The organism is Nonomuraea solani, from assembly GCF_900108335.1.
GTDB lineage: Bacteria > Actinomycetota > Actinomycetes > Streptosporangiales > Streptosporangiaceae > Nonomuraea > Nonomuraea solani.
Window position 1 is genome coordinate 193354 of the sequence record NZ_FNVT01000008.1, and the last position, 12161, is coordinate 205514.

Sequence of the window (12161 nt, forward strand, 5' to 3'; positions counted from 1 at the left end):
ACCTCGTCCCGCTCCTGCCATGAGAGGGGATCAACTAGACTTATGAGGTCGCGACTTCGCGCGGCCGCCCCCACGACACAGAGCGAGACGTCATCATGCCTTTGAACAGCCGCGACGACCTGCGGAACATCGCGATCATCGCGCACGTCGACCATGGCAAGACCACGCTGGTCGACGCCATGCTCTGGCAGTCCGGGGCATTCCGCGCCAACCAGGATGTCGATGACCGCGTCATGGACTCCAACGACCTAGAGCGCGAGAAGGGCATCACCATTCTCGCCAAGAACACCGCGGTCAAGCACGGCGGCATGACCATCAACATCATCGACACCCCCGGCCACGCCGACTTCGGCGGCGAGGTCGAGCGCGGCCTGTCGATGGTCGACGGCGTCGTGCTGCTGGTGGACGCCTCCGAGGGCCCGCTGCCGCAGACCCGGTTCGTGCTGCGCAAGGCGCTGTCGGCCAAGATGCCGGTCATCCTGTGCATCAACAAGGTCGACCGCCCCGACGCCCGCATCAAGGAGGTCGTCGACGAGGTCTACGAGCTCTTCATGGACCTCGACGCCACCGAGGAGCAGATCGACTTCCCGATCGTCTACGCCTCCGCCAAGGCCGGCCGGGCCGGCATGGAGCGTCCCGCCGACGGCGGCATGCCCGAGTCGGCGGACCTGGAGCCGCTGTTCGACATCATCAAGTCGACGATCCCGGCCCCGACCTACGACCCGAGCGCGCCGCTGCAGGCCCACGTCACCAACCTCGACGCCTCGTCCTACCTGGGCCGGATCGCGCTGTGCCGGATCCACCAGGGCGTCATGCGCAAGGGCCAGCAGGTGGCCTGGTGCCGCACCGACGGGTCGATCCAGCGGGTCAAGATCACCGAGCTGCTCATGACCGAGGCCCTTGAGCGCAAGCCGGCCGAGGAGGCCGGGCCCGGCGACATCATCGCCATCGCCGGCATCCCCGAGATCATGATCGGCGAGACGCTGGCCGACCCCGAGGACCCGCGCCCGCTGCCGCTGATCACGGTCGACGAGCCGGCCATCTCGATGACCATCGGCACCAACACCTCGCCCTTGGTGGGCAAGGTCAAGGGCTCGAAGGTCACCGCCCGCATGGTCAAGGACCGCCTGGAGAAGGAGCTCGTCGGCAACGTCTCGCTGCGCGTGCTGCCGACCGACCGCCCCGACGCCTGGGAGGTCCAGGGCCGTGGCGAGCTGGCGCTGGCCATCCTGGTCGAGCAGATGCGCCGCGAGGGCTACGAGCTGACCGTCGGCAAGCCGCAGGTGGTCACCAAGACCATCGACGGCAAGGTGCACGAGCCCGTCGAGCGGCTGACGGTCGACTGCCCCGAGGAATACCTCGGCGCGGTCACCCAGCTACTGGCCGTGCGCAAGGGCCGCATGGAGCACATGACCAACCACGGCACCGGCTGGATCCGGATGGAGTTCGTGGTGCCGGCCCGCGGCCTGATCGGCTTCCGTACCGAATTCCTGACCGAGACCCGCGGCACCGGCCTGGTGCACCACGTGTTCGACTCCTACGAGCCGTGGTTCGGCGAGCTGCGCACCCGTAACAACGGTTCGCTGGTGGCCGACCGGTCGGGCCCGGTGACCGCGTTCGCGATGCTCAACCTGCAGGAGCGCGGCACGCTGTTCGTCTCGCCGACCACCGAGGTCTACGAGGGCATGATCGTCGGCGAGAACTCGCGCTCCGACGACATGGACGTCAACATCACCAAGGAGAAGAAGCTCACCAACATGCGCTCCTCCACCAGTGAGGAGACGGAGAAGGTGATCCCGCCGCGCGTCCTGTCGCTGGAGCAGGCGCTGGAGTTCATCCGCGAGGACGAGTGCGTGGAGATCACTCCGGAGCACGTGCGCATCCGCAAGGTCGTGCTCGACGCCGCGACCCGTGGCCGCGCCGCCGCCCGCGCCAAGCGCACCTGACATTTCCTTGCACACCGGCCGCGTTTTGCTCGCTTTTCGCGGGCAGAGCGCGGCTTTCGTGTATGTGCGGGCAGTTCGCGTAAGCACGGGCAGTCAGCGTCCCGGCTTCGCCACGTGCGATTGATGGACTCTCCCGGGTCACGCCGTAAAGAAAAGTTGTAATGGGAGCAGCTGTAATCACACCGTGACCCTACGAGATAGAACAAACGCGCATGCCGGAGAATCATCCAAATTGTGGGAAAGCTCCGAATGGCAATCGCGTTCGGGCTGGCGCTGGTGTCGTTGGGGGCGATCGTTTGGTGCACCGTCGCAGCCAGGCCGGTAGCGGGTCCTGCACCGCCCAAGGGCACCGCGGCGCCCAACCCGTGGGTGGCCGCCGCCGCCCGCGCCGATCCCCTCGTGGGCTGGGCCCGCAAGGCGACCACCGAGGTGCTGGTCACCGGCGCCGCCGGCGACGACCTGGAACGGGTGCCTGAGGGACGGCTGGACCCCCGGCAGCGCCAGGTCAAGGTGACCGTCCTGCACCGGCTCGAGATGAGCGCCAAGGATCCGCTCATCGAGGCGTTACGCCAGGGTGGCGGCTTCCCCGGCACGCTCCAGCAGGTCATCGACGCCGCGTTCGGCGCGATCAAGGTGGACGGTCCCGGCCTGGCGCCCACCACGCGCCTCGCGCCGGTCCTGATCTCCGACGAGCAGCGCACCACGGCCAGGTTCACGGTGACCCTGCTGCGCCAGCTCCAGCGGGACGAGTTGCTGAAGCTGAACTTCAACGCGCCCAACGCGTTCCCGCTGATCGTCACCGGGCGGTCGATCGCGGTGCTGCCCGGCGCGTGGACGGTGCTGCGGCTGGAGGGGATCACGCCGGAGCGCGAGCGGGAGGAGCGGCTCGAGTTCACCATCGGGGCGTATCCGGTGAGCATGACGCTGGCGCCGGATTCGTACGGGTTCGCCGACGTCGTCGTGGAGGAGGACTTCTCCTGGGCCACCGCGCTCGGCGTGCTCACCGCGATCGCCCTGGTCATCTTCCTGCTGCGCTCGCTCGGCCGCTCCTGGTGGGACCGGCGCGCCAACAGGGAACTGGTGGTCGGACTTGCCCTGGCGGCGCCCACGCTGCTGATCCCGCTGTTCGCGCCGGACTGGTCGGCGGTGACGTACGTGGTCATGTTCGTGGCCGTGCCCGCCCTCATGCTGCGGCACGCCGGGCGGGTGCTGCCCACCAGCCCGCCGTGGAACACCCGTGACCTGCTGATCGTGACCGGGCTCGGCCTGCTCGTCGGGCTCGGCATGCTGAGCTGGTCGTGGCTGCACGGGCAGCTCTCCGGCCGGTCCCTGCTGCTCTGCGGCGCGGTGGCCGCGATCGCGGCGGCCGGGTCGGCGATCGCGTTCAGCGTGGACCTCGGGGTCAGGCCGGTGATCGTCCGGCTCGCGGTGCTGTCGGCCGAGGCCGCGATCGGGCTGCTGGCGCTGGCGCTGTGGCTGCGGGCGCTGCTGACCGAGGTCTATCCGCCCGACAGCGCCCGGCTGGTGCTGGCCCTGAGCTGGGCCCTGATCCCGATCTCCGCCGTGGCCGTGGCGACCAAGCAGTGGAAACGCGGGGCCGTGGCGGGCGCCGTGCTCATCAGCCTGCTGGTACAGGGCTGGCCGACCGAGTGGCTGGACGCGGGGTCGTGGAGCCTGGCCGTGCCGGAGGACGAGCCGACGATCGGCAGCCTTTCGCTCACGCCGCTGGTGCGCGGGGTGCTGGGGCTGCTGCTGCTCATGTTCGTGCTGCTGGTGCTGCGGCTGCGGCGGCTCGGCGGCCGGCTCTCCGCGATCGACGACCCGGTCGTGGAGTCCACCATGATCACCGTATTGATGGTGCTCTACATCACCCCCAGCGGCAGTACGACGCTCGCCGACATCGACGTGCCACTGCCGCTGCTGGCGATCTCCTCGATCGTGGCCTGGGCGACCGCCCGCTGGCTGCTCGCGGGCCCGCGCCCGGCCATCGCCGAGCCCGTCACACAGGAGGAGCACCGGCAGCTCGTCAGGGCCGCCCTGCACAAGCGACTGCTGCTCATCTCCGAACAGGAGCTCTACCGCATCGGGCGGGGCCGGATCGGGGCGGGCGACCTGTCGATGAACGACTTCGAGCAGCAGCGCACCATCCTGGAGGCGGCGCTGAACCGGCACGGCCGCCATCCGGAGACCGCGTTCGCCACGGCGGCCGGGTGCACGCCCTGGCACAACGGCGTGCACGCCTTCACCGTCAGCCTGCTGCTGAGCCTGCCGTTCGCCCTGGTGTACGGCTGGCCCGAGGGTGTAGACCTGACCAGCTTCATCTTCGACGGCCGCTACCTGATCACGCTGCCCGCCTTCGGCTTCCTGTTCGGCTTCTTCTACCCGCGCATCCGCGGCACCCAGCCGATGACCAAGGCGCTCCACCTCACCGCGGCGGCGCTGATGACGGAGCTGTCGGGCTATCTGTCGACGCTGGCCGAACCCGACATCGGGCCCTTCGACAAGGTGCAGGTGGTGGGCATCGTGGTGGGGCAGGTGATGATGGTCTGTATCGGTCTGGGGCTGTTCTGGGAATGGCGGACCATGCATCTGGCCGGCGAGCCGTGGACGCGGGTCCGCAATCTGCGCAGCATCCGCAGCCTGGCGGCGCCGACGCTGGCGCTGGTCCTGGCGGCGGGCACGACGGCGGCGACCTCGGCGGCGGGCCAGACCGTGGACCGCATCCTCAAGGGTGACCAGGTCACCACCACCCAGAGGTGACCTCTCAGCGGCGGGGCAGCTCGCTGCCGCGCACGTGGGTCGTGAGCCACTCGATCAGCGGCCCGAAGGCGCGCCACGTCTCCGCCACCCGGTCGCGCACCTCCGCCGTGTGCACCCACTCCTGCGGCTCGAACCGCATGCCCGCGTACAGCGACTTGTGCCGCAGCAGCTCGATGCGCGGATGCTCCACGTCGAACCCCCTCGGCTTGGTCTTCAGCCGCTCCCCGCCCAGCTCGTAGCCCGCCGCCGCCAGCGCGTCGGTGACGGCCTCCAGCGGCTTGCCCGTCAGGTCCTCGTCCACGGCCGCGCGGAAGCGGGCCACCTGGTCGGGGGCCTGCGTGTAGATGCCGCCCGCCGTGAACAGCCCCGCCGCGCTGAGCTCCACGTAGAGCCCGATCCCGGGCTCGTGGTCGATGAACGCGCCCTGATGCGTCTTGTACGGCGACTTGTCCTTGGCGAAGCGGACGTCCCGGTAGGGCCGGAAGAGCTGGGCCTGCCCGAACTCCCCTGCCAGCTCGTCGATGAGCGCCAGCATGGGCGCCCGCACCGCCTCCTCGTAGAGCTGTTTGTGCTGTGCGAAATAAGCCTTCGAATTGTCCGCCTCGAGCCCCTCGTAGTAGAGGAACGCCTCGTCGGGGAAGCCGGTGAAACCCATGCGGACAAGGGTGCCATGTGCCTCCGACAAAGACCGTCATCGCTCGGTGTACGTCCGGCCCGGCGCGGGCGTCTTGCCGTACAGCTCCGAGACCGTGACGAACGTGTAGCCCTTCCCGCCGAGCTTGTCGAGCATGGCCGGCACGGCGTCCACGGTGCTGCGGTGGATGTCGTGCAGCAGGACGATCGACCCCGGTTTGGCCTCCCCCGCCCGTTTGGCGACGGTCGTGGCCACCCGGTCCCGCCAGTCCAGCGTGTCGACGTTCCACAGGATCTGGGCCAGGCCCTCGCGGCGCGTCTCGGCGGCGACCTCGTGGTCCGTCGCCCCGTACGGCGGCCGCATCACCCGCATCCGCACCCCCGTCAGCTTCCGCACGATGTTCTCGGTGTGCTTGAGCTGGTGTTTCAGCTCCTCGTGCGACAGCCCGGCGAGCGCCGGATGGCTCCAGGAGTGGTTACCGATCTCGTGCCCGTCGTGCACGATGCGCCGGGTCGTGTGGCCGCCCTTGTCGGCGGCCACCATCTGCCCGACCACGAAGAACGTGGCCCTGACGTCACGGCTGCGCAGCAGGTCGAGCAGCCGCAGCGTGTGCTCGCCGGGGCCGTCGTCGAAGGTCAGGGCCACGCACTTGAGCCGCGCGCAGTCGAATGCGCGGCTGCGCGGCCAGCCCGCCTGCATGGACGCCAGTCGCCTGGCCAGGATGACCGGATCGACGACGACCGGTCTGGCGGGCACGATCGGTGCCATGGCCTGCTCCGGACGGCGCGGCACCGACTGGGTGACACAGCTCGCCAGGGCGAGCAGGGCCAGCGGCAAGGCCCACACACGCATGCTTCCCCCCGAAACGCCGCATGCGGGGGCCTACGGATAGTCCTGGACCGGTTCCCCCCGCAGTTCCCTGGCCAGGTCGTCCCACCAGAGTGGGATATCCGCCTGCAATTCCTGGTAGCGGCGCGCCACGCGCATGGCACATCCGACCGGATCCGTACCCAGATGCCGACGTTTCACAGGTCCTTCCTGCCAGCGGTAAAACCCATCCCTATAGTGCACGACCAGGCCTATCCACACCGAGATGGTCGCGTCGTCGCCCACCTCGTACGCGCTGGTGACGCCCAGACCATGGAGCTCCACCTGGAGCTTCTCCGTCGCCGCTCGGGCCTCACTCACACGCCACCCCCTGCCGACCGCTCGCCGTAGGTGCACAACGTCGCGACCCGCGGTGGACCGCTGCGGAAGGCCGACCGTAGGCGCATATATCGCAAGCCGGGATGGCCGCTGGAGGCGGTCACCGTACACAAGGGATGTACCCAACAACGGGCGTCAGCCGTCCAAGACATGGAGTAATCATGAAACTCCACCGGGTGATCCGGGGCGCGTTCCGGGTTATTGGTCATGCGTCTCGCGGGGCTCGGCGACCACCATCACGAATCTCAGTTCCTCCTTGCCCCTGTTCGCGTAGCGATGGGGCCGATCGGCGGTGAACAGCACGGCATCATCTTTGCCGATCACATGACTCTTCCCGTACACCGTGATCGTCAACTCCCCGTCCAGCACGGTGAGCATCTCGCGGGTGCCGGGCGGGTGGGCGTCGCCGTCGTAGTGCTCGCCGGGCGCCAGCCGCCAGTCCCACAGTTCGAGGATCATCGGATCGTCCGCGCCGACCAGCAGCCGCGCCTGCGTGTTCCCCTGCTTGAACGTGACCACGTCCGCCTTGTCCACCACCCGCACGACCGGCACGTCGGAGACCTCGACGAGCCTGGCCACGGTGACGCCGAGGGCGGAGGCGATGCGGGTGAGGGTGGAGATGCTCGGGTTCGTCCGGCCCTGCTCCACCTGGACGAGCATGCCCCGGCTCACGCCCGACCTGGCGGCCAGCGCGTCCAGCGTCAGGCCGCGATGCCCGCGCTGGGCACGGACGTTGTTGGCGATGGCCTGGGTGATCAGCTCCGGGTCTTCCATGAGAGTGCAGTGTAGTGAATCCCATTTGCAGTGGAATGTACCCTGTGTGTTGTACTAATAGTTCAGTCCATTGAACTGGAGCCCCCTCGATGACGGTGATCCTGGCGACCATGTGCGCCCTCGTGTACGGCACGGCGGACTTCTTCGGCGGCCTGGCCACACGACGGTCCCAGGTGCTGTCGGTCGTCGTGCTCTCCCAGACCGCCGGCCTGGCGCTGATCCTCGGCCTGCTGCCGCTGCTGCCTGGCGTGTTCAGCCAGCACGCGCTCGCCTGGGGCCTGGCCGCCGGCATGTCGGGGGCGGCGGGGCTGGTGCTGTTCTACCGGGCGCTGGCCACGGGCGTCATGTCCGTGGTCGCCCCGACGACCGCCGTCACCTCGGCGGCGCTGCCCGTGATGTACGGGCTGGCCACGGGCGAGCGACCGGCGCCCTGGGCCCTGGTGGGCGTGGCGCTGGCGCTCGGCTCGGTGCTGCTGGTCAGCCAGGACCGGTCCGGCGGCGGCCGGGCCTCGCTGTCGTCGGTGCTCATCTCGCTGGCCGCCGGGGCCGGGTTCGGCGGCTTCTTCATCCTGCTCGCCATGGCCCCGCACGAGGGCGGCCTGTGGCCCCTGATGGGCGCGCGGCTGTCGTCGGTGACGCTGGTGGCCCTGCTGGCCCTGGTCACGCGGCGCGCGCTCAAGCCGGGCCCCGGCTCGCTGCACATCATCCTGGCGGCGGGTGTGCTGGACATGGCGGCCAACGTGCTCTACCTGCTGGCCCAGCAGGACGGCCTGCTCAGCCTGGTCGCCGTGCTGGTCTCCCTCTACCCCGCGAGCACCCTGCTGCTGGCCAACCGGGTGCTGGGGGAACGGTTGCGGGCCGTACAGGTCGCGGGTGTGGCCTGCGCGCTCGTAGCGGTGGCCCTCATAGCCGTTGCGCAGCATCTCTAGCCTTGCTACGTTTCGCCCGTGCGCCCTGAGCGGGCACGTTCCGATGGTGAGTCGTTGAAGCACGTCGCGGTGCCCTACGACTCGGATGAGGCTTTTCTGAGTCTGGTCGTGCCACGCGTGCGCTCCGCGCTGGACGAGGGCAGGCACGTCCTGGTCATCACGTGCGCGCCGAAACTCGCCCTGCTGGCCGACGCCCTGGGCGCCGACGCGGGGCACATCGACAGCCGGACCTCGGCCGCCTGGTACGGCCACCCTTATCGCACGCTGGCCGCCTATCACGACTACACGCGCGGCCGCCGTACCCTCGTGATCGGCGAGCCGAGCTGGACGGGCAGGAGCGAGCGGGAGATCAGGGAGCTCATCCGCTACGAGTCCGTGGTCAACGCCGCGCTCCACGCGACGGCGGCGATCATGTTATGCCTGTACGACCTGCGCAAAGTCCCCCCGCACGTGCTCGAATTCGGCCCGGTCAACCACCCCGTCCTGCTCGGCCTGGACGGCGAGGCCACCAGCGCCGGCTTCGTCGAACCCCACGAGCTCGTCCTGAACGGCGACCGCTCCCCGCTCCCCGCCCCCGGCCGGGACGCGAAGACGGTCCGCTTCACCGGCAGGGAGCTCAAACGGCTGCGCCAGAGCGTCGGCGACTACGCCAGGGCGGCGGGCATGGACCGCAACCTCATCACCTCACTGGTGATCAGCGTGTCCGAGATCGCCGCGAACAGCATCGAGCACGGCGCCGGCTACGGCACGATCACGATGTGGGTCCACGGCGGAGAGCTGGTCTGCGAGATCGCCGACCCCGGCGGCGCCCTGGACGACCCCTTACCCGGCTATATACCACCGGAGCCCGAATCCCCTCGGGGATACGGGCTCTGGATCAGCCGGCAACTCTGCGATCTCGTGGAGCTGCGCGCGGAAGGCGGCGTGTTACGCGTCCGCCTTCACTTATCCATGGAGTCCTAGGCCGCGGCACGCTGGGCGGGGAGACGGACGGCGCCCTCCTCGCGGGCGTACTCCTCCAGCATCCCTCGCAACTGGCGCCGCCCGCGGTGCAACCGCGACATGACGGTGCCGATGGGCGTGCCCATGCGATCGGCGATCTCCTTGTACGCGAACCCCTCGACGTCCGCCAGGTAGACGGCCACGCGGAAGTCCTCCGGCAGGGAGCGCAGGGCGTTCATCACCACGCTGTCCGGCAACCGGTCGAGTGCCTCGTTCTCAGCCGACCGCAACCCGGTCGAGCTGTGGGACTCGGCGGCGTGCAACTGCCAGTCCTCGATGTCCTCGGCGGCCGACAACTTCGGCGAACGCTGCTTCTTGCGATAGTCGTTGATGAAGTTGTTCGTCAGAATGCGGTGCAGCCAGGCCTTGAGGTTCGTGCCCTCGCGGAACTGGTGGTAGGACGTGTACGCCTTCGCCACCGTCTCCTGCACCAGATCCTCCGCGTCCGCGGCGTTACGGGTCAGGCGCATGGCGGAGGCGAAAAGTTGCGACGTCACAGGGACGACGTCGCGTTCGAACCAGTCCTGACGCTGCTCATCAGTCATCGTGATCAATTCATTCCCCCTTGCGCTATCCCCCGTTTCGGCACAAGCCGCCTGACAGCGGTTCCATCTTCGCAAATCCCTCGTAAGGGACGCGTTAGTGAGGTTCCGCCTAGGTCAGAAGGGGTTTCCGTCCATCTGCTCGCGGCGTGCGTGGTCACGTCCACGGCCGGACAAGTCTCATTATCATAACACTACCCATCCAATATCACAGCAATAGTGGCCAGAGTCACATGGGATAGCGTATGAGGATGATTTTCGTCGATCGGCCTGACACGGGTACACGCCGCTGGGTGGCTGAGGCCATACGCAAGGTCGAGGCCGACGCCAACCGGAGTTGCGACACACATCTGCACGTCTTTCCGCTGCCCTCGCATTGGGGAGTAAACCTCTACTTGAAAGACGAGTCAGTGCACCCCACTGGTTCACTGAAACACCGGTTGGCTAGATCACTTTTTCTGTACGGCCTGGCCAACGGCTGGATCGGCCCCGCCACGACGGTCGTCGAGGCGTCGAGCGGCTCCACGGCCGTCAGCGAGGCGTACTTCGCCCGCCTGCTCGGCCTGCCCTTCATCGCCGTCATGCCCGCGGCCACGTCGCAGGAGAAGATCCACCTGATCGAGTTCTACGGCGGGAAGTGTCACCTGGTGGCCGACCCCGGCGCGATCTATGACGAATCTCACCGCCTGGCGGCCGAGACCGGCGGCCACTTCATGGACCAGTTCACCTATGCCGAGCGGGCCACCGACTGGCGCGGGAACAACAACATCGCCGAGTCCATCTATTCCCAGATGTCCTTGGAGCCCCACCCGGAGCCGGCCTGGATCGTCGTCGGCGCCGGCACCGGCGGCACCTCCTCCACCATCGGCCGCTACATCCGCTACCGCCGCCACCCCACCCGCCTGGCCGTCGTGGACCCGGAGGGCTCGGCCTTCTACCCGAGCTGGGTCTCGGGCGACACCACGGTCACGGCCCCCGGCTCCCGCATCGAGGGCATCGGCCGCCCCCGGGTCGAACCCTCGTTCCACCCGGCGGTCATCGACCGCATGATCGCCGTCCCCGACGCCCGCTCGATCGCCGCCATGCACTGGACCCGCGAGGTGACGGGCCTGGACGTGGGCGGCTCGACGGGCACGAACATGGCGGCCTGCGTGGACCTCATCCAGGAACTGCGCGAAGCGGGCCGGCAGGGCAGCATCGTCACCCTGATCTGCGACAGCGGCGACCGCTACAAGGGCACGTACGGGAACCCGCGATGGCTCGAGACCAACGGCCTGGACATCACCCCCCACCTGGCAGAACTCCGCACCTTCCTGCCCGCCTAGGTCAGAGTTTGGCCGGGTCGACCCCGAACTGGCCGGCCAGGTCGTCCAGCATCGCGTGCGCCCCCTGGATGCCCACCGCGCTCATCCACGTCAGGTCGCTGACCTCGTGCTTCTCCCCCTTGAGCTGGCCCCACAACGGGTTGCCCGTGAACTTCTTCTTCGGGTCCTCCGTCGTCGGGTCCGGGTAGGTGGCGACGAAGATGTGGTCGGCGTCCAGGTCCGCGATGCGCTCCTGGCTCACGTCCACCGCGATCGCGTCCTTGGCGACCGGCTGGTCCTCGGGGCGCGGGAAGCCGACGTCCTTGAGCACCGCGCCGGAGTAGGACTTCTCCACGTACAGCCGGACCGTGGGCTCGCCCGCGAAGCGCACGACCGAGATCGTGGGCAGTTTCCCGTCCTTCTCCTTGATGGCGGCGCCGATCTTGCCGGCCCGCTCCTCGAACGCCTTGAGCGTGCTGTCCGCGAGGGCCTCCTTGCCCAGGGCCTGGCCCATGAGGCGGAGGTTGTCCTTCCAGATGGCGCCGGTGGTCTCGGTGAAGACGGTGGGCGCGATCTTGGAGAGCTTGTCGTACAGGGCCTCGTGGCGCACCTTCGCCGAGACGATCAGGTCGGGTTTGAGCGCCATCACCTTCTCCAGGCTCGGCTGCTCCAGCGTGCCGACAGGGGTGGCCTCCTTGCCGTACTGCTGGGCCACCGTCCCGAGGTAGTCGGGCAGTTTGTCGTCGATCGACCGGTACGTCGTGTATCCGACGACCGGCGTCTCCAGCGTGAGCACCGCGTCCACGAAGCTCTGGTCGAGCGCCACCACCCGCTTGGGCTGCGCTGGAATGACCGTTTCGCCCATCGCGTGCTTGATGGTTCTGAACGGGGCCGCCGAAGCGGGCTCGGCGGCCGGAGTGGCGGTCGAGCCGCAGGCGGCCGCTCCCGCCAGGAGAAGAGCGCCGACTAGCACGCGCAACGGTCTCATCGCATCCCTTTCACGGTAAATAAGGCAAACCTAAATTAGGTTAGCCCAGCCTAAGCTGGCATACTTCAGCAGGATC

11 protein-coding genes are annotated in these 12161 nt (G+C 68.5%); 5 read left to right on the forward strand and 6 right to left on the reverse strand.

Features of this window, described 5'->3' with window-relative positions; genetic code table 11:
• Positions 1 to 95 precede the first annotated feature (95 nt).
• Both typA and C4V41_RS28470 read left to right on the forward strand, forming a co-directional pair.
• Positions 96 to 1946, forward strand: a complete 1851-nt coding sequence (gene typA / locus C4V41_RS28465) for a translational GTPase TypA (protein WP_103959021.1) — start codon at positions 96 to 98, stop codon at positions 1944 to 1946.
• A 249-nt stretch (positions 1947 to 2195) separates the two neighbouring features.
• Entirely contained in the window at positions 2196 to 4706 is a 2511-nt protein-coding gene (locus tag C4V41_RS28470) for a hypothetical protein (protein ID WP_103959022.1), read from the forward strand.
• 4 nt (positions 4707 to 4710) lie between these two features.
• Here C4V41_RS28470 and C4V41_RS28475 read toward each other — a convergent pair whose 3' ends face one another.
• From C4V41_RS28475 to C4V41_RS28490, 4 genes are all read right to left on the reverse strand, one after another.
• Positions 4711 to 5361 (reverse strand): DUF2461 domain-containing protein, encoded by a 651-nt coding sequence (locus tag C4V41_RS28475; protein WP_103959023.1) that lies wholly within the window; start codon positions 5359 to 5361, stop codon positions 4711 to 4713.
• Positions 5362 to 5397: 36 nt separating this feature from the next.
• Positions 5398 to 6192, reverse strand: a complete 795-nt coding sequence (locus tag C4V41_RS28480; protein WP_235030436.1) for a polysaccharide deacetylase family protein — start codon at positions 6190 to 6192, stop codon at positions 5398 to 5400.
• A 30-nt stretch (positions 6193 to 6222) separates the two neighbouring features.
• A complete protein-coding gene (locus tag C4V41_RS28485) occupies positions 6223 to 6528 on the reverse strand; it encodes a hypothetical protein (RefSeq protein ID WP_103959025.1) in 306 nt (101 codons plus the stop codon).
• 216 nt (positions 6529 to 6744) lie between these two features.
• Positions 6745 to 7320 (reverse strand): helix-turn-helix domain-containing protein, encoded by a 576-nt coding sequence (locus C4V41_RS28490; protein ID WP_103959026.1) that lies wholly within the window; start codon positions 7318 to 7320, stop codon positions 6745 to 6747.
• An 89-nt stretch (positions 7321 to 7409) separates the two neighbouring features.
• Between C4V41_RS28490 and C4V41_RS28495 the strand changes: the two genes are divergently transcribed.
• Both C4V41_RS28495 and C4V41_RS28500 read left to right on the forward strand, forming a co-directional pair.
• Entirely contained in the window at positions 7410 to 8249 is an 840-nt protein-coding gene (locus tag C4V41_RS28495) for a DMT family transporter (protein WP_103959027.1), read from the forward strand.
• Between the two features lie 54 nt (positions 8250 to 8303).
• Complete coding sequence (locus C4V41_RS28500; protein WP_160150414.1) at positions 8304 to 9212, forward strand: sensor histidine kinase; 909 nt, start codon at positions 8304 to 8306, stop codon at positions 9210 to 9212.
• Here C4V41_RS28500 and C4V41_RS28505 read toward each other — a convergent pair.
• A complete protein-coding gene (locus C4V41_RS28505) occupies positions 9209 to 9796 on the reverse strand; it encodes a sigma-70 family RNA polymerase sigma factor (protein ID WP_200824284.1) in 588 nt (195 codons plus the stop codon). The genes C4V41_RS28500 and C4V41_RS28505 overlap by 4 nt on opposite strands.
• Before the next feature lie 248 nt (positions 9797 to 10044).
• Here C4V41_RS28505 and C4V41_RS28510 point away from each other — a divergent pair, with 248 nt between their 5' ends.
• A complete protein-coding gene (locus tag C4V41_RS28510) occupies positions 10045 to 11118 on the forward strand; it encodes a PLP-dependent cysteine synthase family protein (protein ID WP_103959261.1) in 1074 nt (357 codons plus the stop codon).
• A gap of 1 nt (position 11119) precedes the next feature.
• Here C4V41_RS28510 and C4V41_RS28515 read toward each other — a convergent pair whose 3' ends face one another.
• On the reverse strand, positions 11120 to 12085 hold the full coding sequence (locus tag C4V41_RS28515; RefSeq protein ID WP_103959030.1) for an ABC transporter substrate-binding protein: 966 nt from the start codon (positions 12083 to 12085) through the stop codon (positions 11120 to 11122).
• Positions 12086 to 12161: the final 76 nt, after the last annotated feature.